The sequence below is a fragment of the Frigidibacter sp. ROC022 genome (genome assembly GCF_024723735.1).
Classification (GTDB): Bacteria; Pseudomonadota; Alphaproteobacteria; order Rhodobacterales; family Rhodobacteraceae; genus SLM-1.
The window spans coordinates 740,865-756,983 of sequence record NZ_JANQDU010000002.1; the positions used below are offsets into that span (position 1 = coordinate 740,865).

Here is a 16,119-nt window from a genome sequence, read left to right on the forward strand (position 1 = left end):
TCGATGGTATTGCCCGATGAGCGCCGCCCCCGACCACCGCCCGACATTCGCCCGGGCCGGCCTGTCCGACCGGCTGGCGCCCTGGCTGCCGCTGCTGCTGGTGCCGCTGCTGATGGTCTTCGGCTGGCTGGCGATCCCCTCGACCTCGTCCTGGCTGACCCTCACCGTCAGTGGCCTGGCCATGGGGATGATGATCTTCCTGATGGCTTCGGGGCTGACCCTGGTCTTCGGGCTGATGGACGTGATCAACTTCGGCCATGGCGCCTTCATATCGCTGGGGGCCTTCGTCGGCGTCTCGGTGCTGCTGGCGCTGGCCTCCTGGACCGCGGCGGCCTCGCTGCCACTGAACCTGGCGGCTCTGGGGCTGGCGCTGGTGGCGGCAGTCCTGGTGACCGGGACCATGGGCTGGCTGTTCGAAAGGGTCATCGTGCGGCCGGTCTATGGCGCGCATCTGAAACAGATCCTGGTGACCATGGGCGGGCTGATCGTGGCCGAACAGCTGATCCTGGTGATCTGGGGGCCGGCGCAGATATTCATCACCCGGCCCGAGATGCTGAAGGGCGCGGTCACATTCGCCGGGGCCGCGCTCGAGAAATATCGGCTGGTGGCGGTGGCACTGGGGCTGATCGTGTTCCTGGCGATGCGGCTGGTGCTGCGCCACAGCCGGATCGGCCTGATCGTCCGCGCCGGGGTGCAGAACGGCGAGATGGTGCAGGCCCTGGGCTATCGTCTGCGGCTGGTCTTCATCGGCACCTTCGTCGCCGGTTCGGCCCTGGCCGGCCTGGGCGGGGTCATGTGGGGCCTCTATGACGAGGTCATCACGGCCGACATGGGCGCCTCACTGATGGTGCTGGTGTTCATCGTGGTCATCATCGGCGGTCTCGGCTCGGTCGAGGGCTGCTTTCTCGGCGCGTTGCTGGTCGGGCTGGTGCAGAACTATGCCGCTTTCCTGGAACCGAAACTGGCCATGGTGTCGAACATCGCCCTGCTGGTGGCGGTGCTGATGTGGCGGCCGGAAGGCATGATGGCGGTGGTGAAGTCGAAATGAAGCTGTTGTCGCAGGACCGGCCCGGCGGGCCGCTGATCTCGGCCATCCTGGTGCTGCTGCTGATCGGGCTGGCGCTGGCGCCGTTCCTGTTTCCCGGGACGAGGGCGCTGGATACCGCGGCACGGATCTGCGTCTTCGTGGTGCTGGTGGCAAGCTATGACCTGCTGCTGGGCTATGCCGGCATCGTCAGCTTTGCCCATACGATGTTCTTCGGTTTCGGCGCCTATGGCGTGGCGCTGACTTCCGAGCACATGGGCCGCAGCTTCGCCGCCCTGGGGATCGGCACCCTTTCCGGCGCCCTGGCCGCGGCGCTGCTGGCGTTGGCGATCGGCCTGTTCTCGCTGCGGGTGCGGGCGATCTTCTTTGCCATGATCACCCTGGCTGTCGCCTCGGCCGTGGCGGTTCTGGTCAGCCAGATGTCGGCCCTGACCGGCGGCGAGGACGGGCTGAACTTCCAGATCCCGCGGGCCCTGACGGCGGCGCAGAAATATGCGGACTTCAAGCTGTTCGGCGTCACCCTGAACGGCAAGCTGCTGAACTACTACCTGGTCTTCAGCTGCGCGACGGTCCTGTTCCTGGTGCTGCTGCGGATCGTCAATTCGCCCTTTGGCCGGGTGCTGCTGGCAATCCGGGAAAACGAGTTCCGGGCCGAGGCGATCGGCTATCGGGTGGTCTGGTTCCGCACCGGTGCGACGGTGCTGTCGGCGGTGGCGGCGGCCCTGGCCGGATCGCTCTATGCGATCTGGCTGCGCTATGTCGGGCCCAGCACGGTGCTGAGCTTCGAGATCATGATCGACATCCTGCTGATGGTGGTGATCGGAGGCATGGGAACCATGTATGGCGCCGTGGTCGGGGCGGTGATCTTCATCCTGGCGCAGAACTACCTGCAGGGGCTGATGGGCCTGGCCGAGGGGGCGCTGCAGGGCCTGCCGTTGCTGCCGCAGCTTCTCGACCCGGACCGCTGGCTGCTGTGGCTGGGGGTGCTGTTCATCCTTTCGGTCTATTTCTTCCCCACCGGCATCGTCGGCCGGCTGCGGCGCAGATGAGCGCAGGGCTGATCGAGGCCGGGCGCGGCCGTCCGATCCTGTTCCTGCATGGCTGGACCATGCGCGGGGCACTGTTCGCCGACCAGATCGCGCGGCTGTCGGACCGGTTCCATTGCCTGGCGCCGGACCTGCCGGGCCATGGCGACGCCCCGGAAGGACCGGCCGACCTGGATGCCGCGGCGCGGGCGGTCCATGGCCTCATCGCCGCGCGCGGGCTGCGTGACGTGGTTCTGCTGGGCTGGTCGATGGGGGCGGCGGTGGCCTGGCGGCTGGCGCGGACCCATGGCACCGGGGGCATTTCCGGCCTTGTCAGTGTCGATATGAGCCCGCGGATCGTCAACGGGCCGGGCTGGTCGCTGGGGCTGAAGGGCCAGACCGCGGCCAGCATCGCCGCCTCGACCGGGCGGTTCCGGCGGGACTGGCAAGGCAGCGTCGGGGCGATCGCAGCGGGGATGTTCGCGGCCCTGCCCGGCCCGGAGGGGTTCGGCTTCGATGCCGCCTGCGAGCGTATCCGGGCCTGTGATCCGGTGGCGATGCTGGCGGCCTGGGAAAGCCTGGTGGCGATGGACGAACGCGAAACCATCGGCCGGCTGCCGTTCCCGGTGCTGGCCGCCTATGGCGCCCGCAGCCGGGTCTATCCGTCAGAGGCCGCCAGCTGGATCGCCGCCACCGCGCCGCAGGGCGCGGCGCAGGGTTTTACCAATTCCGGCCATTCGCCGCATCTGGAGGAACCCGGGGCCTTTGCCGCCATGGTGGCCGGTTTTGCCGAAGGGCTGGATTGAGCCCCGCGGGGCCGCTCAGCCGACGTCCCGGGCCAGGACCAGCGCCCGCCCGTCGCAGATCAGGGTGCCGTCCGGCAGCCGGCAGGTGGTCCGCAGATCGACCAGATGCTTTTCCGGCCGCAGCCGGGTGATCTCGACCCGCGCCGTCAGTTCGGTATCGAGCGGTGCCGAAGCCAGAAACCGCAATTCCTGCTTCAGGTAGTTGGTGCCCGGCCCCGGAAGCCGCACCCCGAGCAGATAGGAAAACAGCGCCCCGATCAGCGGTTCGGGCACGGTCTCCGCACCCTCCACCGCACCGGCCAGCACCGCGAAACGCTGCAGATCCTCGGCACCGTAGCGCCGGCTCACCTCGACGGCATCGCCCGGCTTCACGGCGCCACCTCGGTTTCGCCCAGCAACAGCTCGGCCCCGTCGGATTTTCGCGCCGCCCGCATCGCATAGCGGCCCGGCGCCAGGGATTCGACGCTCAACTGCACCGGGTCGCCGGCATAGCAGGGGTTGGGGAACATCAGCTCCTGCCGCAACTGGCGCAGCCCGGGGCAGGCGCTTCCCAGCAGGCTCCAGAGCCTGGAATAGATCAGCATCCCATGCGCCACGGTGCGGCCAAAGCGGGTGCGGGCCGAGAAATCGGCATCGACATGGATCGGATTGTCGTCGCCCGAGACCGCCGCGAAGGCGTCGAACTCGGCCTGGGTCGGGGTCCAGTCGGCGGTGAGTTTCACAGGCGCTTCCTCAGTTCGGTCTTCATGATCTTGCCGGCGGCGGTGCGCGGGAAGTCCTCCACCAGATGGAACCGCTTCGGCACCTTGTAGGCGGCGAGCCTTTCGCGGCACCAGGGCGCCAGCGTGTCGAGATCCGGCGCCGCACCCGGCCGCGGCAACAGGAAGGCGGCGCCGACCTCGCCCCAACGTTCGTCGGCCATGCCGATCACCGCCGCTTCGAGCACCTCGGGATGTTCGTTCAGCACCCGCTCGACTTCGGCCGGATAGACGTTCTCGCCGCCCGAGATGTACATGTCCTTGATCCGGTCGACGATCCGGTAATAGCCGTCGGCGTCGCGCTGCCCGACATCGCCGGTCTTCAGCCAGCCATCCGCCGTGAAGGCGGCGACGGTGGCCTCGGGATTCCCGAAATAGCCCGGGGTGATGTTGGGGCCGCGCAGCTCGATCTCGCCGCGCCCGGGCTCTCCCTGCGCCACCCCGGCCAGGCGCACCTGGGTCATCGCCTGCGGCTTGCCGACCGAGCCGATCTTGCCGGGCGCGTGGGCCGGGTCCATCAGGAACACCGTCGGCCCGGTCTCGGTCATGCCCATGCCGTTGCAGATCACGCCGCCGCGTTCGGCGAAGAAGCGGATCAGCGGCTCGGGCAGCGGTGCACCGCCGCAGCCCATACGCAGGCCAGACCAGTCCACCTCGTCCACGCGCGGATGCAGGCTGAAGGCCTGGTAGATCGCAGGAACCCCGAAGAAGCAGGTGATGCCGCCGGCCAGGATCAGGTCGAGGATCCGGTCGGGCTCGAACCGCGGCACCAGCGTCGAGGTTCCTCCGAACAGGAACACCGGCAGGGTGTAGAGGTTGATTCCCGCCGTGTGGAACAGCGGCAGATAGTTGATCGAGCGGTCGGCCGAGGTCAGATCGACGGCGCGGGCGACGTTCACGGCATTGGCCCAGGCCATCCGCGCGGTCTGGATCACCGCCTTGGGCTGGCCGGTGGTGCCCGAGGTCAGCAGCAGATACCAGGGCGTTTCGGCGTCAACCCCGTCGCAGGCCAGCGGCTCTGCTTCCAGCAACTCGGCCAGCGCGGTCTCGCCCGGGTCGGGCGCGTCCATTGTCAGCGCCTGCAGTTTCAGCCGCCGCGCCAGGGCCCGCCCGGTCGCGGCGTTGGCATGGTCAAACAGGATCGCCGCCGGGGACAGACCGTCCAGCACCGGCAGCAGCTCGGCCACCGGCTGGCGCCAGTTCAGCGGCACAAGGGTCAGCCCGGCTTTCTGGCAGGCGAAGAGGATCAGGAAGAATTCGACGCGGTTGTGGCAGAGCGCCGCCAGCCGGTCGCCCGGGTTCAGCCCAAGGTTCCGCAGCCCACCCGCGAGAGCGGCGGCCTCGACATCGACCCGGGCAAAGCTGTAACGGGTTTCGCCATCGACAAAGGCGGTGGCCGTGCCACCCAGTTCCGCCTGCTTGGCACTCATGTCCGGAAGGATCTCAGGCATCGGCCCGCGCTCCTGCCAGGAAATCCGCCATCCCGGCGGCGGTCCCGGGCTGCTCGATCAGGCCCTCGAAGGCCGCCGCTTCGGCATCCAGCCGCGCCCCGACCCTTGCCAGCCGGGCCTGATCCCAGATCAGCCGTTTGGCCGCGAGGATCGAGTCGATGCGCGAGGCTGCCAGATCCGTCAGCACCGTTTCGACCGCGGCGGGAAGTTCGGCCACCGGAACCAGGCGTTCGGCCAATCCCAGTTCGACCGCCTGCGCGGCGCCGAGGCGCCGGTTGTCGATCTGCATCGCCAGTGCCCGATGCGCCCCGATCCGATCCGGCAAGAGCGCCGTCCAGCCGCCATCGGGAGAGAATCCGACCCGCGAATACCAGGGCTGCAGAAAGGCGTCCTCGCCCAGCAGCACATAGTCGGAAGCAAGGATCAGCCCGGCCGAGCCGCCGGTGATCGCGCCCTGTGCCGCCGTGACCACCACCGCCGGCAGCCGCAGCAGCGCCATGATCAGCCGGTGCAGACCGCCCACGAGTTCTCGGGCATAGGCCCGTCCGCGCCCGTCCGTCACCGCTTCGGCGAACAGCCCGACATCGCCGCCGGTCGAGAAATTACGCCCCTCGGCCGCCAGCACCAGGGTCGAGACCCGGCGTGCCGCCGCGGCCTCGACCGCCTGCAGCAGGCCGTAGATGAGACCGGGCGACAGGGCGTTGCTGCGTTCGGCCCGGGTCAGCGTGATCCGTGCCGTCTTCCCCCCATATTCGACACTAACAAGGCTCATTTCGCCCGCAGGCCATGGTCGATCATGTCGATGGCATGATCGACGATCCGGTCGATGTCGGTTTCCCGGCCCCAGAGGATGAAGCGCTCGCCCAGGGTCTTGGCCATGCCCATCAGTGCCCAGGCGCGCACCTCGTTGTCGCCCGGGCGGATGCCGCCTTCGGCGACCGCCTCGTCCAGATGCAGCCGGTAGGCGCGGGCGAAATCCTCGAAATACGACCGATAGGCTTCGGGCGCCACGAAGCGCGCCTCCTCGACGATGCGATAGAGCGCCGGGCGTTCCGCGGCGATCCGCAGGAAGGCCGCCAGGCCGCGCCGCTCGGCATCCAGCCGCCCGCTGGCCCCCGCGACGGCCCGGCCGACCTTGGCGCGGGTCATCCGGCCCATCTCGCGCACCAGCTCGGTGAAGATTTCGTCCTTGCCCGAGAAATAGATGTAGAGCGTCCCCTGCGCGGTTCGGGCCACCGTGGTGATCTCGGCAACCGAAGCATCGGAATAGCCCTTGGTGCCGAAGACCTGTTCGGCCGCGGCCAGGATCTCGGCCCGGCGCTGCTCGCCTCGCTTGGTTCTGGGTTTCGTCGCGATTGCCATAGAAAACATGATCGTTGATTCATGTTTCACTAGCATTCAGGGCGCGCGTCGTCAACGCCGGCCCGGTTCCCGGCCATGGATCAAGACCCTAGGAAAGGGTTTGGCCCTGCAGCCACAGCTCGGCCAGCCGGGTCGCGCGGGCGATGTAGCCCTTCTGGCGCGGATCGTCCGGGGCCGCGCGGCTGGCCAGCCAGCCGACCGAGGCCATGGCGCGCAGCAGGCAGAACAGGGTCAGCAGGCGCGGCGCCTCGGGCGGCAGCGGGCGGTGGCGGGCATAGCCGTCCAGCAGCGCCCGCGCCACCGGCGCGAGGCCGGGGTCGTCACTGCCCTGCGAAAGGGCCGTCGCCAGATCGTAGAACCGATATCCGAAGCCGCTGTCGTCAAAGTCGATCAGGGTCAGCCGCCCGTCCGCAACCAGCACATTCTCGCGCAGGACGTCGGCATGGATCAGGCCGAAATCCGGAGACTCCAGCGCTTCGAGCGCCCGAAGCGCCGCGTCGCGGGCCCGGGTCAGCAGTGCCCGGTCGGGCCCGGACAGGGCCGGGCTGTCCCAGAACCGGCCCCAGAGCGGTGCTTCGCCCAGGAATCCCTCGGCGTCCCAGGTCGGGCGCGTGAAGCCGGGCGGCAGGGTCAGCCGGTCGGTCGCGTCATGCAGGTCCGCGATCAGCGCGCCGAGACGGTGGTAGAGCGCCGGGGCCTCCGGCGGCAGCGGCTCTCCGGCCGCGCCCAGGGGTTGGCCGTCGCACCAGCGGATCAGGCTCGCGGCATGGCGCGGACCGGGGACCAGCAGGGCGCCGGCCCGGGTCGGCAGCGGCTCGGCCGCCGGGAATCCCGCCGCGGCCAGCGCCTGGCACCACCAGAGTTCGGAACGGATCGCCGCATCGCTTTGATAGCCGGGGCGGTGCAGCCGCAGGGCGGCATGGGCTCCATCGGCCAGATGCACCTCGAAGACGGCGTTTTCGCGGTGCTTGATCAGGCGCGGTGCCTCGGCCAGCGGCCCCCAATGGGCCAGCACCGACAGCGCCTCGGCCTGCAGGGCCTCGGTCATTGCGGCAATTCGGCCAGACAGGCGGCAAGCTTTTCGACCACCTCGTCGGCCTGCGCCCGCTGGAAGGGCATCGGCGGGCGCAGCTTCAGCACCTGCTGCTTGCGCCCGACCCGGCCCAACAGCACGCCGCGCGCCTTCATCGCCTCGACCATCCAGGCCGCCGCCGCCCCGTCCGGTTCCCCGTCGCGGGCAAATTCGATGCCGAAGAACAGGCCCTTGCCGCGCACCTCGACGATGCCGGGATGCGACAGCCCGCGCAGGGCCTTCTGCATGTAGGCGCCGGTCTTGCGGGCGTTTTCGACAAGGCCTTCCTCTTCCAGCACGTCCAGCACCGCCGTCGCCGCCGCCATCGCCACGGGGTTGCCGCCGAAGGTGTTGAAATAGCCGAAGGCTTCCCGGAACTCTGCCATGATCTCGGGCCGGGTCACGACGCCGGCCACCGGGTAGCCATTGCCCATCGGCTTGCCCAGGGTGACGATATCGGGTGCGAATCCCAGGGCCTGATGGCCCCAGAAATGGCTGCCGACGCGGCCGAAGCCGGGCTGCACCTCATCCGCGATGATCAGGCCCCGGGCGCGGCGGACGAGGCCGACGGCGGGCTCCAGAAAGGCGGGCGAGAGCGCCGGCAGACCTTCGTTGGCGAAGGCCGGGCAGAGGATCAGCGCCGCAAAGCCGTGCCCGGCATCTTCGAGATCGACGATCGCGCGGTGCAGGTTGCGGGCAAAGGCCTGGGGCTGCGCTTCCAGCGAACCGCCCACCGGGGCCACGGAATCCGGCGCCGGGATCAGCCGGACATGGCCGGGATAGCCGCCGATCGGGGGCCGGCGGGTGGACAGGGCCGAGACGGCCGAAGTGTTGCCGTGATAGGTGTTGTCGGTGGCGATGATGCCGGTCTTGCCGGTCACCGCCTGTGCCATGCGCAGGGCGATGTCATTGGCCTCGGAGCCGGTGCAGGCGACCAGAAGCTGCTTCAGCTCGTGGTCGAACAGCGAGGTGAGGCGTTCGGCATAGTCCAGGATGCCCCGGTGCAGGTAGCGGGTATGGGTATTGAGAAGCGCCGACTGGGTGGCGATGGCCTCGACCACCTTCGGGTGGCAATGGCCGACATGCGGCACGTTGTTGTAGCAATCCAGATAGCGGGTGCCCTCGGCATCCCAGAGCCAGACACCCTCGCCCCGGACGATCTCGACCGGCTGGTCATAGAAGGTCGGCACGTTCGGACCCAGCAGCCGGCGACGTCGGGCAAGAAGGTCTTCGCTCATGCGGGGGCCCCCTTGGCATTGCGCAGGGCGGACAGGATGTCCTGAAAGGCGGCGCGGGCGGCGGCGGGATCAAAGGCGGCCAGGGTCTCGGCCGACCACTCCGGGGCCAGCTGCCGGTCGAGCGCCTCGATCCGGGCGCGCAGGGCCTCGTCCGGCGCGAAACGGTCCAGGGCGATCTGCAGCTGGGCGCGCATGTCCTGCACCTCGCGCAGCAGGCGGAACGCCTCGGCCATGGGCATGGCCAGATCGGGCTGATCCTGCCAGGAGGCCCCGGCGAAGATGTCGCGCGTGACGATCTGCCCGGCGCCGAAGCAGTCATACCGGGCGCAGCCCGGGAAGCCGGCATCGGTCAGACTGGCATGGATGGAGCAGGCATGGCCATCGAGATGCGGGCAGGGCAGGCCGGCGGGCTTGTCGATGGCGAAGGCTTCGCCCTTGTCGAAGGCCAGAATGATGCAGCAGAGCGCCGCGCAGCTGTCGCAATCGGGGGTCAGCCCGGAGGGGCGCTCAGGAGTCGTCATCGACACGCCCCCGCAAGGCCTTGACCTGACCACGCACCGCCTTGGCCTGAAGCCGGCGTTTCTTCGACCCGAGGGTCGGTCTGGTGGCGATCCGCCGCTTCGGAGCCGCGGTCGCCTTCCGGATCAGCTCGACCAGCCGTTCGCGTGCGATCTCGCGATTGCGGGCCTGGCTGCGGGTCTCGTCAACCTGGAGCACCAGCACCCCGTCCTCGGTCATCCGCCGCCCCGCCAGCCGGCGCAACCGCGCCTTGACCGGCGGCGGCAGGGCCGGGCTGGACCCGGCGGCAAAGCGCAGCTCGACCGCGGTCGAGACCTTGTTGACGTTCTGGCCGCCGGGACCGGACGACCGCACGAATTGTTCGGTCAGTTCCCAGTCGGCAATCTGGATATCGTCGGTGACGCGCAGCATCGGACCTCTTCCCGTCAAGGGCTTCCTGCACGTTGACAGCGCCGCTTGCAAGGCAGCCCGGTGCATTGCACCTTCATCGGCGAGGGAGGACCGAATGGCAGGACCGGCTTTTGCGGTGGCGATCTGGCTGGCGGTGATCGCGCTGGCATCGCTTGGCGGTGCGCATCTGAGTCTTCCCGGGGCGCTGATCATCTTCAACGCGGTGGCCCTGATGGCGGCGATCGGCGGGATCTACCTGTCGTCGGTGCGCCGGGCGCATGCGCTGGCGATCCTCAACCGCCCGGTCTGGTGGCAGTTCCTGCTGGACGCCCATGTCGGCCGGGTGCTTCTGGCGCTTCTGGCGGGTGTCTGGGCGGGCCTGACCACGGTGGCCTGGGTCATCGCCTCGGGGCCGTTGGCGATGGTCTGGGTCGGGGCGGTCGCGCTGGTCTTCTGGGGGCTGGTGCCCCTGGTCGAGAAACGCCTGCAGAGCACGATCCGGCCCTTTGCCCGGCTCGGCTTCGCCCTGCGGCTGAGCGCATGGGTGACGGCGGGGCTGATGGGTGTTCTCTGGTGTGTCGGCATCGGGACCGGGGGTGCCGTGACGCCGGCGGCGGACTACCTTGGGAGCAGCGCGCTTCTGGGAGAATTGACCGACCTCGTGGCGATCAATGGCCTGACCGGGGACTATCTGCTGCAATGGCTGCCCGGAGTTCTGCGGTTCGGACTGGTCGCCATTGGCGCCGCCGCGGCCTTCTGGGGTCTGGCGCTGGCGGCGGCCGGGGCCGGCCTGCTGGCCCTGCCCGAGCGGCGGCGGGTGCTGGTGCCGAGCATCGAGGATGTGCCGCCCCGGGTCCCGGCGGGACGGCTGGCCCTGGCAACTGCGATTCCGGTGATCCTGGTGCTGATTTCGGTGCAACTGGCGGCGGCGCTGGAGGCGCGGCTGGTCTTTGCACCGGTCGTTGCCGAAGCCGCCCCCGAGACAATGGCTCCGGGACTGGCGCCGGACGCCGTGGACGGCATTCCGCTGGCATCGGACAGCGACATTCCCAAGACCCCGCCGCCCTCGCTCAGACCCAGCGACCTGCGGCGGGTCGTCGAAGCGGTGCTGGTGGGTGATCGGGTCTGCCCGGCCGAGGTTCTGACCCGGTTGCGGGAGAACGATGCCCGTTTCGCCGCGGCGGTCCGTGCCGGCCACGACGCCCTCGACCGCGAGCTGGAGGGTGTCTTCGATCAGATGCGGGCCAATGTCCCGGCAACGCTGGACAGCTATTACAGCCTCAGCGCTGAGTATCTGCGCACCCTGAATCTGGTGGCCGGCAATGGCGAGGCGTTCCTGCGCGAGCAGTTGCAGGCGGGGCTGACCAACGGGGTGGCTTTCGAAGCGCTGGATCAGGCGATCAAGACGGTTCAGACGATCCCGCGGCAGGATTACCTGATCGAGCGGGCCAGGGCATTGGCGGACTGCGGCCCGAACCTGCCCAGCGACACCGAAACGGTCGTGCTGACGGACAGCATTGCCGAGCTTCCCGTGCTGCCCGAGATGGGCGACGCCATCGCGCTGGAGACACGGCTGGGGGCGTCGGGACTGATCGGCGGGGCTGCGGGCATCGCCGCCTTTGCCGGGACCAAGCTGATGGGCAAGGTGGTGGTCTCCTCGGCCTTCAAGCTGGGTGCGAAGGCGCTGGTCAAGGTCGCCGGGACCAAGGCACTGACGGTCGGCGGCGGGATACTGGCCGGCGGCGGCGCCGGGGGGCTGGGCGGCAGCGTGGTGCCGGGGCTGGGCACCGGTGCCGGTGCGGTGATCGGCGGCATCGTCGGCGGGGTCGGGGTGATGGTCGGGGTCGATTTCCTGGCGCTGAAATTGGAGGAAGAGATTTCCCGCAGCGCGTTCGAGGCTGATCTTCTGGCGGCGATCGACGCCGCCGAGGCCGATGCGCGCCGCAGCCTGGGCCTGGACTGAGCCGGACAGCGCAACAGGAAAGGGCCGCCGGAGTGATCCGACGGCCCTTCGAGATCTAAGAAGATGGGCCAGTTAGGTCGCCCAATCAGAAGTGTTCAACCCTCGGGTCTGCCCTCAGGTTTCGGCCCCTCCGACTGTCCTGACACCTGTCTCCACTATCACTCTAGACACTGGACCACCTCCTTTCAAATGTTGCCGATAAGGAAGTGTTGGCACAGATTTTGTGTTTGTCAAAATGTTTTACGCAACCCGTGCGCCCAGGCGCCCAAGAATGAGGCGGAAGGGAACCAGCGCGATCAAGGCCAGGGCAAGCTTGACACTCCAGTCCGCGCAGGCCAGCGAAACCCAGAAGGGCAGCACCGGGCCGAGGTTCAGGAAGGGTGTCGGATCCGAGGCCCAGGCGGCGGCTTCGGTCTCGGCCGGGCCAAAGAGGGTGAGCCCGGACCAGAAGGCGATGGAGAAGAACAGCGCCGTGTCGAGCGCCGATCCGACCAGGGTCGAGACCAGCGGCGCGCGCCACCAGCGACCGCGCCGAAGCCAGTGGAACACCGCCACATCGGTCAGCTGTGCCGCCAGGAAGGCCACTCCGGACCCGGTGGCGATGCGCAGGGTGGTCTTGTCCAGCCCGGCCGCGATGAAGGAACAGACCACCCCGGTGGCGAACCCGGCCAGCACCACCCGGCGGGCGGCGGCAGGACCGTGAAAGCGGTTGGTCAGATCGGTGACCAGAAAGGCGAAGGGATAGGTGAAGGCGCCCCAGGTCAGCCAGTCGCCCAGCAGGAACTGCACCAGGATGTTCGAGGCGGTCACGATGGCCGCCATCGCGAGGATGGCGGGAAGCAGGCGGGTCATGGCATCATTCCGTTTTGGCAAGGTCGCGGAGACTTGGCCTCGCCGCAGGATCGGCAGGGCGCGCGGGGCATAGCGCCCCGTGGCCCGTCCCGCAAGTCAGTTCACCCGGTATTCGACGAATTCGGTGCGCTGGAAGCTGCGGAAATTGTCGTCCGAGATCATCGTCAGGCGGATCGCGCCGCTGCCGTCGCGCCAGACCGAAATCCCTTCCAGGTTGTCATGGGTGCCGGCACTGGTCTCTAACAAGGTGGTTTCGCCGGTCAGCCCGGTCTCGGCAATGTCGAAACGCCTGACCCGCGCCCGGAAGCCGAAGATGCTGCTCAGCTCGCGTTCCAGCAGGTAGAAGCGCCCGTCCGGGCCGATGTCGGCCCCGACCGCCAGAAAGGCGCCGCGCCGCGGGATGCTGAAGGGCTGGTCCCAACGGCCGTCGCGGAAGCGGAACACCGGAAACGGGGTGGAAAAGGCCCCGGAACGTTCGGGCATCGTGTAGAGCGTGCCCCGGGCGTCGATGGCCAGGGCTTCGAGTCCGGAGTTCTTCTGCATCCGGCCGAAGTCCTTCGGCCGCGGCAGCAGGCTGGCGCTGGCGTCGGGCGCGGGATGCCGGGCGACCCGGGTATTGCCCTCGAACGAGATGAACAGCGCCCCGTCCGCTGCAATGGCCAGGCCCTCGGAATCGGCATTCTCGTGCTGCAGCGGCTGTCCCTTGCTGCTCTTCAGCCGTATCGCCGGCCCGGCCTCGACCCCGATGATCCTGCCGTTCTCGCGGATCAGCCGTCCGGTGACGACGGTGGCGTGATCGGACAGCGCGGTGAAGCCCAGCCCGTCGGCAGCCAGTTCCAGCCCCGAATAGCCGCCAAAGGCCTTGTCCGGCCGCTCCCAGGCATAGCTGCCCAGATATTGCGCCGCCGCGCCCGTCTCTGCCTTCAGCGGGGCAGCGGCAAGCGTCAGCAGGGCAAGGGCGCGGGCTAGTTGGCCGAGACGACGGCAGCGCATTGTGCGGGCAGATCGGCCAAGGTCAGCGGCCGCCGGGGTTTCGGTTTCGGCGCATTGGGATCGGGCTTCGGCGGGTGCAGGATGCCGTTCACCCAGGTTTCGGCCTCGTCGCAACCGTCGCCGGGCGGCGGCGGGGTCTGCGCGGTGCAGCCGCGCATGCCCTTCGGACAGGCCAGGCGGATGTGGATATGGTCGTTATGCCCATACCAGGGCCGGACCTTGCGCAGCCATGCACGGTTGCCGCGGGCGTCCTTGCACATCTGCACCTTGGCCCCGGCGAAGATGAAAATCCGCTCTACCGCCGGGTCCTCGGCGGCGGCCTTGACCATCGCCATATGGCCCGGCGTCCAGTCGGAATTGACATAGGCCCCGCCCGAGCGCTGGAAATTCGAGGCCGAGATCCTCTCGCGGTCGTCCTTCGACAGGGTGAGCGTCCGGGCCGGGTTCAGCCAGATATCGGCATCGAGCCCGGTCTGGTGGCTGGCGTGGCCGCCCAGCATCGGACCGCCGCGCGGTTGCGACAGATCGCCAATATAGACACCTTCCCAGCCCGGAATCCGCGCCACCTTGGCCGAATAACGCTTCAGGAAGGCGATCAGTTCGGGCGAGCCCCAGTTGCGGTTGCGCGATAGCCGCATCGCCTGCCAGGTGGGCCCGGTTTCGGGCAGCTGCACGGCGCCGGCGAGACAGCCCTTGGCATAGCTGCCGTAGGCGGCGGCCGGACCCGGGGAGGGCAGGCCGATCCTGCCGAAAATCTGCTTGGCCGGTTCGTTGCTGCGCGACACGTCGGCCCCGCTGCTGGTGGCCAGAGGCACCCTGGCCGCAGGGGCATCGAGGCGCGGCGCGGAACAGGCGGCCAGGGCCAGAAGGGCGAGGGCGGCGAGGGGTCGGCTGCTCATCGGCGAGGATCTCCGTCCGGTTTCACCAAGAGTAGCAGGAAAAGCCCCAGAAGAAAGAGCCCGATCAGCGGCGCGATCCCGGCCTGCTGATTGCCGGTCAGGTCGGTGGCGACCCCGATCGTCAGCGGCGCGATGAAGGCGGTGGCCTTGCCGGTCAGGGCGTAGAGGCCGAAGGCCTCTGTCATATGCGCCGGATGGGCCTGGCGGACCATCATCGTGCGGCTGGCCGATTGCAGCGCCCCGCCCGCGGCGCCGATCATCCCGCCCAGGACGTAGAAGGCGATGTCGGGCAAACGCGAATCCGCCGCCACCGCGATGCCGAAGACAGACCCGCGCGAGACGAATATGATCCCCAGCGTCACCAGCGCCAGCACGATGACGGTGAAGGCGATCACCACCTTCGGGCCGAAGCGGACATCGGCCCGGCCGCCGATCCAGGCAAAGGTGGCGCCGGTGATCGTGCCGAGTATCCCGAACAGGCCCACCTGGGTCAGCGACCAGTCGAGCACCCCGACCGCATAGATGCCGCCGAAGGCATAGATGCCGTTCAGCGCGTCGCGGTAGAACATCGAGGACGCCAGAAAGGACAGCGCCGATCCGCCGTCAGCCGTCAGCCGGCCGAGGCTGGCCCGCAACTCGGGGAAGGCGCCGCGCAGCGCGGTCCCGATCGAGACCGCCCCGGGGGCCGGCTTCTCGCGGACCCAGAGAAAGAACGGCACCATGAACACCGCATACCAGGCAGCGGTCAGCGGGCCGACGATCCGGGTTCCTTCCTTCGTTGCGGGGTCGAGCCCGAACAGCGGCGGCAGCCCGGCCATGGTCTTGCCCGAAGGCCCGATCTGGAACACCGCCAGCATGATGATCAGCGCGACCATCCCGCCGATATAGCCGAAGGCCCAGCCCGAACCGGAAATCTTGCCGATCACCTCGCGCGGGCCCAGGTCGGGAAGCATCGCATTGGTGAAGATCGTGGCGAATTCCATCCCGATCAGGCCGAGCCCGAAGGCCGCCAGCAGGAAGATCAGGTTGTAGTCTCCCGGGGCCGAGAACCACAGCAGCGCCGCGCCGGTGACGTAGAAGACCGAGAACAGCCGGATGAAGGGCAACCGCCGCCCGGCCCGGTCGGCCACCGCGCCCAGCAACGGCGCCAGCAGGGCGATGATGAGCCCGGTAAGCCCGACGCCATAGCCCCAGGCGGCCTGCGCCCGGGAGCCGTCGCCCAGCAGCTCCTTGATGTAGGGCGCGAAGATGAAGGTCAGCAGCAGGGTGTTGTAGGGCTGGCTGGCCCAGTCGAAGAAGAACCAGCCCCAGACCCGCTTCTTCAGCGATATTTCCGTCATGACCCGCCCTCTGCCGCGCGCCGCGAGGTAACGCCGAATGCGACCAATTGGCAACGTCTGCTTGCGCGGCGGCGTTCGGGCGACTATCTCGACCCTTCAATAACAGGGGTGTCCGATGGGATCGCTATTCTACATTCTGATGATGCTGATCAACGTGGTCTGGTGGGTCCTGATCGTTCACATCATCATGTCCTGGCTGATCTCCTTTCAGGTCCTGAACCTGCGGCAGCCGCTGGTCGCGCAGATCTGGTACGGGCTGAACCGGCTGCTGGAGCCGCTCTACGGCCCGATCCGCCGCCGCCTGCCGCCGATGGGCGGGCTGGACCTGGCACCGCTGATCGTCCTGCTGGGGCTGGCCGCCCTGCGGATCATCCTGGTGCGCAACGCCGGGTATTTCCTGTAGCCG

General features: G+C 68.7%; 18 protein-coding genes. 5 read left to right on the forward strand and 13 right to left on the reverse strand.

What is annotated here, in order from left to right:
• Positions 1 to 16: 16 nt before the first annotated feature.
• From NUW50_RS10355 to NUW50_RS10365, 3 genes are read left to right on the forward strand one after another with little or no spacing between them, the layout of a single operon-like run.
• Complete coding sequence (locus NUW50_RS10355; RefSeq protein ID WP_258289026.1) at positions 17 to 1,048, forward strand: branched-chain amino acid ABC transporter permease; 1,032 nt, start codon at positions 17 to 19, stop codon at positions 1,046 to 1,048.
• A complete protein-coding gene (locus NUW50_RS10360; RefSeq protein WP_258289027.1) occupies positions 1,045 to 2,094 on the forward strand; it encodes a branched-chain amino acid ABC transporter permease in 1,050 nt (349 codons plus the stop codon). Before NUW50_RS10355 ends, NUW50_RS10360 begins: the two co-directional genes overlap by 4 nt.
• Positions 2,091 to 2,876: an alpha/beta fold hydrolase gene (locus NUW50_RS10365; RefSeq protein ID WP_258289028.1), complete on the forward strand. Its 786-nt coding sequence runs from the start codon at positions 2,091 to 2,093 to the stop codon at positions 2,874 to 2,876. Before NUW50_RS10360 ends, NUW50_RS10365 begins: the two co-directional genes overlap by 4 nt.
• 15 nt (positions 2,877 to 2,891) lie before the next feature.
• Here NUW50_RS10365 and NUW50_RS10370 read toward each other — a convergent pair whose 3' ends face one another.
• From NUW50_RS10370 to arfB, 9 genes are all read right to left on the reverse strand, one after another.
• Positions 2,892 to 3,248 (reverse strand): phosphate acetyltransferase, encoded by a 357-nt coding sequence (locus NUW50_RS10370; protein WP_258289029.1) that lies wholly within the window; start codon positions 3,246 to 3,248, stop codon positions 2,892 to 2,894.
• Positions 3,245 to 3,598: a MaoC family dehydratase gene (locus tag NUW50_RS10375; protein WP_258289030.1), complete on the reverse strand. Its 354-nt coding sequence runs from the start codon at positions 3,596 to 3,598 to the stop codon at positions 3,245 to 3,247. The genes NUW50_RS10370 and NUW50_RS10375 overlap by 4 nt, the downstream gene beginning before the upstream one ends.
• Positions 3,595 to 5,085, reverse strand: coding sequence for a class I adenylate-forming enzyme family protein (locus NUW50_RS10380; RefSeq protein ID WP_258289031.1), 1,491 nt, complete (start codon positions 5,083 to 5,085; stop codon positions 3,595 to 3,597). The genes NUW50_RS10375 and NUW50_RS10380 overlap by 4 nt, the downstream gene beginning before the upstream one ends.
• Positions 5,078 to 5,857, reverse strand: a complete 780-nt coding sequence (locus tag NUW50_RS10385) for an enoyl-CoA hydratase/isomerase family protein (protein WP_258289032.1) — start codon at positions 5,855 to 5,857, stop codon at positions 5,078 to 5,080. Before NUW50_RS10385 ends, NUW50_RS10380 begins: the two co-directional genes overlap by 8 nt.
• Positions 5,854 to 6,456: a TetR/AcrR family transcriptional regulator gene (locus tag NUW50_RS10390; RefSeq protein ID WP_258289033.1), complete on the reverse strand. Its 603-nt coding sequence runs from the start codon at positions 6,454 to 6,456 to the stop codon at positions 5,854 to 5,856. The genes NUW50_RS10385 and NUW50_RS10390 overlap by 4 nt, the downstream gene beginning before the upstream one ends.
• 79 nt (positions 6,457 to 6,535) lie before the next feature.
• Complete coding sequence (locus tag NUW50_RS10395) at positions 6,536 to 7,495, reverse strand: phosphotransferase enzyme family protein (RefSeq protein ID WP_258289034.1); 960 nt, start codon at positions 7,493 to 7,495, stop codon at positions 6,536 to 6,538.
• Complete coding sequence (locus NUW50_RS10400; protein ID WP_258289035.1) at positions 7,492 to 8,757, reverse strand: aspartate aminotransferase family protein; 1,266 nt, start codon at positions 8,755 to 8,757, stop codon at positions 7,492 to 7,494. Before NUW50_RS10400 ends, NUW50_RS10395 begins: the two co-directional genes overlap by 4 nt.
• Entirely contained in the window at positions 8,754 to 9,278 is a 525-nt protein-coding gene (locus tag NUW50_RS10405; RefSeq protein ID WP_258289036.1) for a hypothetical protein, read from the reverse strand. Before NUW50_RS10405 ends, NUW50_RS10400 begins: the two co-directional genes overlap by 4 nt.
• Positions 9,265 to 9,687, reverse strand: coding sequence for an alternative ribosome rescue aminoacyl-tRNA hydrolase ArfB (gene arfB, locus NUW50_RS10410; protein WP_258289037.1), 423 nt, complete (start codon positions 9,685 to 9,687; stop codon positions 9,265 to 9,267). Before arfB ends, NUW50_RS10405 begins: the two co-directional genes overlap by 14 nt.
• A gap of 94 nt (positions 9,688 to 9,781) precedes the next feature.
• On the opposite strand from arfB, the gene NUW50_RS10415 reads away from it, so the two are divergent.
• The gene (locus NUW50_RS10415; RefSeq protein WP_258289038.1) at positions 9,782 to 11,629 is read left to right on the forward strand and encodes a hypothetical protein; all 1,848 of its coding nucleotides are present in this window, start codon (positions 9,782 to 9,784) and stop codon (positions 11,627 to 11,629) included.
• Positions 11,630 to 11,869: 240 nt separating this feature from the next.
• Here the strand turns inward: NUW50_RS10415 and NUW50_RS10420 are convergent, their stop codons facing one another.
• The 4 genes from NUW50_RS10420 to NUW50_RS10435 form a co-directional block, all read right to left on the reverse strand.
• Positions 11,870 to 12,481 carry a VUT family protein gene (locus NUW50_RS10420; protein ID WP_258289040.1) on the reverse strand — a complete coding sequence of 204 codons (612 nt, stop codon included), beginning with the start codon at positions 12,479 to 12,481 and terminating at the stop codon, positions 11,870 to 11,872.
• Positions 12,482 to 12,577: 96 nt separating this feature from the next.
• Positions 12,578 to 13,474 (reverse strand): esterase-like activity of phytase family protein, encoded by an 897-nt coding sequence (locus NUW50_RS10425; protein ID WP_258289041.1) that lies wholly within the window; start codon positions 13,472 to 13,474, stop codon positions 12,578 to 12,580.
• Entirely contained in the window at positions 13,447 to 14,373 is a 927-nt protein-coding gene (gene mepA / locus NUW50_RS10430; RefSeq protein ID WP_258289042.1) for a penicillin-insensitive murein endopeptidase, read from the reverse strand. The genes NUW50_RS10425 and mepA overlap by 28 nt, the downstream gene beginning before the upstream one ends.
• Positions 14,370 to 15,800, reverse strand: coding sequence for an MFS transporter (locus NUW50_RS10435; RefSeq protein ID WP_338001355.1), 1,431 nt, complete (start codon positions 15,798 to 15,800; stop codon positions 14,370 to 14,372). Before NUW50_RS10435 ends, mepA begins: the two co-directional genes overlap by 4 nt.
• Positions 15,801 to 15,828: 28 nt before the next feature.
• Here NUW50_RS10435 and NUW50_RS10440 point away from each other — a divergent pair, with 28 nt between their 5' ends.
• Entirely contained in the window at positions 15,829 to 16,116 is a 288-nt protein-coding gene (locus NUW50_RS10440) for a YggT family protein (RefSeq protein WP_258289044.1), read from the forward strand.
• Positions 16,117 to 16,119 lie beyond the last annotated feature (3 nt).

What these genes read in the sequence shown, in the direction of transcription:
- NUW50_RS10380 (WP_258289031.1), bottom strand. Translation starts at nt 5,085, where the DNA reads ATGCCTGAGATCCTTCCGGACATGAGTGCCAAGCAGGCGGAACTGGGT.
- NUW50_RS10420 (WP_258289040.1), bottom strand. Translation starts at nt 12,481, where the DNA reads ATGACCCGCCTGCTTCCCGCCATCCTCGCGATGGCGGCCATCGTGACC.
- arfB (WP_258289037.1), bottom strand. Translation starts at nt 9,687, where the DNA reads ATGCTGCGCGTCACCGACGATATCCAGATTGCCGACTGGGAACTGACC.
- NUW50_RS10360 (WP_258289027.1), top strand. Translation starts at nt 1,045, where the DNA reads ATGAAGCTGTTGTCGCAGGACCGGCCCGGCGGGCCGCTGATCTCGGCC.
- NUW50_RS10390 (WP_258289033.1), bottom strand. Translation starts at nt 6,456, where the DNA reads ATGTTTTCTATGGCAATCGCGACGAAACCCAGAACCAAGCGAGGCGAG.
- mepA (WP_258289042.1), bottom strand. Translation starts at nt 14,373, where the DNA reads ATGAGCAGCCGACCCCTCGCCGCCCTCGCCCTTCTGGCCCTGGCCGCC.
- NUW50_RS10405 (WP_258289036.1), bottom strand. Translation starts at nt 9,278, where the DNA reads ATGACGACTCCTGAGCGCCCCTCCGGGCTGACCCCCGATTGCGACAGC.
- NUW50_RS10440 (WP_258289044.1), top strand. Translation starts at nt 15,829, where the DNA reads ATGGGATCGCTATTCTACATTCTGATGATGCTGATCAACGTGGTCTGG.
- NUW50_RS10425 (WP_258289041.1), bottom strand. Translation starts at nt 13,474, where the DNA reads ATGCGCTGCCGTCGTCTCGGCCAACTAGCCCGCGCCCTTGCCCTGCTG.
- NUW50_RS10395 (WP_258289034.1), bottom strand. Translation starts at nt 7,495, where the DNA reads ATGACCGAGGCCCTGCAGGCCGAGGCGCTGTCGGTGCTGGCCCATTGG.
- NUW50_RS10365 (WP_258289028.1), top strand. Translation starts at nt 2,091, where the DNA reads ATGAGCGCAGGGCTGATCGAGGCCGGGCGCGGCCGTCCGATCCTGTTC.
- NUW50_RS10400 (WP_258289035.1), bottom strand. Translation starts at nt 8,757, where the DNA reads ATGAGCGAAGACCTTCTTGCCCGACGTCGCCGGCTGCTGGGTCCGAAC.
- NUW50_RS10385 (WP_258289032.1), bottom strand. Translation starts at nt 5,857, where the DNA reads ATGAGCCTTGTTAGTGTCGAATATGGGGGGAAGACGGCACGGATCACG.
- NUW50_RS10415 (WP_258289038.1), top strand. Translation starts at nt 9,782, where the DNA reads ATGGCAGGACCGGCTTTTGCGGTGGCGATCTGGCTGGCGGTGATCGCG.
- NUW50_RS10355 (WP_258289026.1), top strand. Translation starts at nt 17, where the DNA reads ATGAGCGCCGCCCCCGACCACCGCCCGACATTCGCCCGGGCCGGCCTG.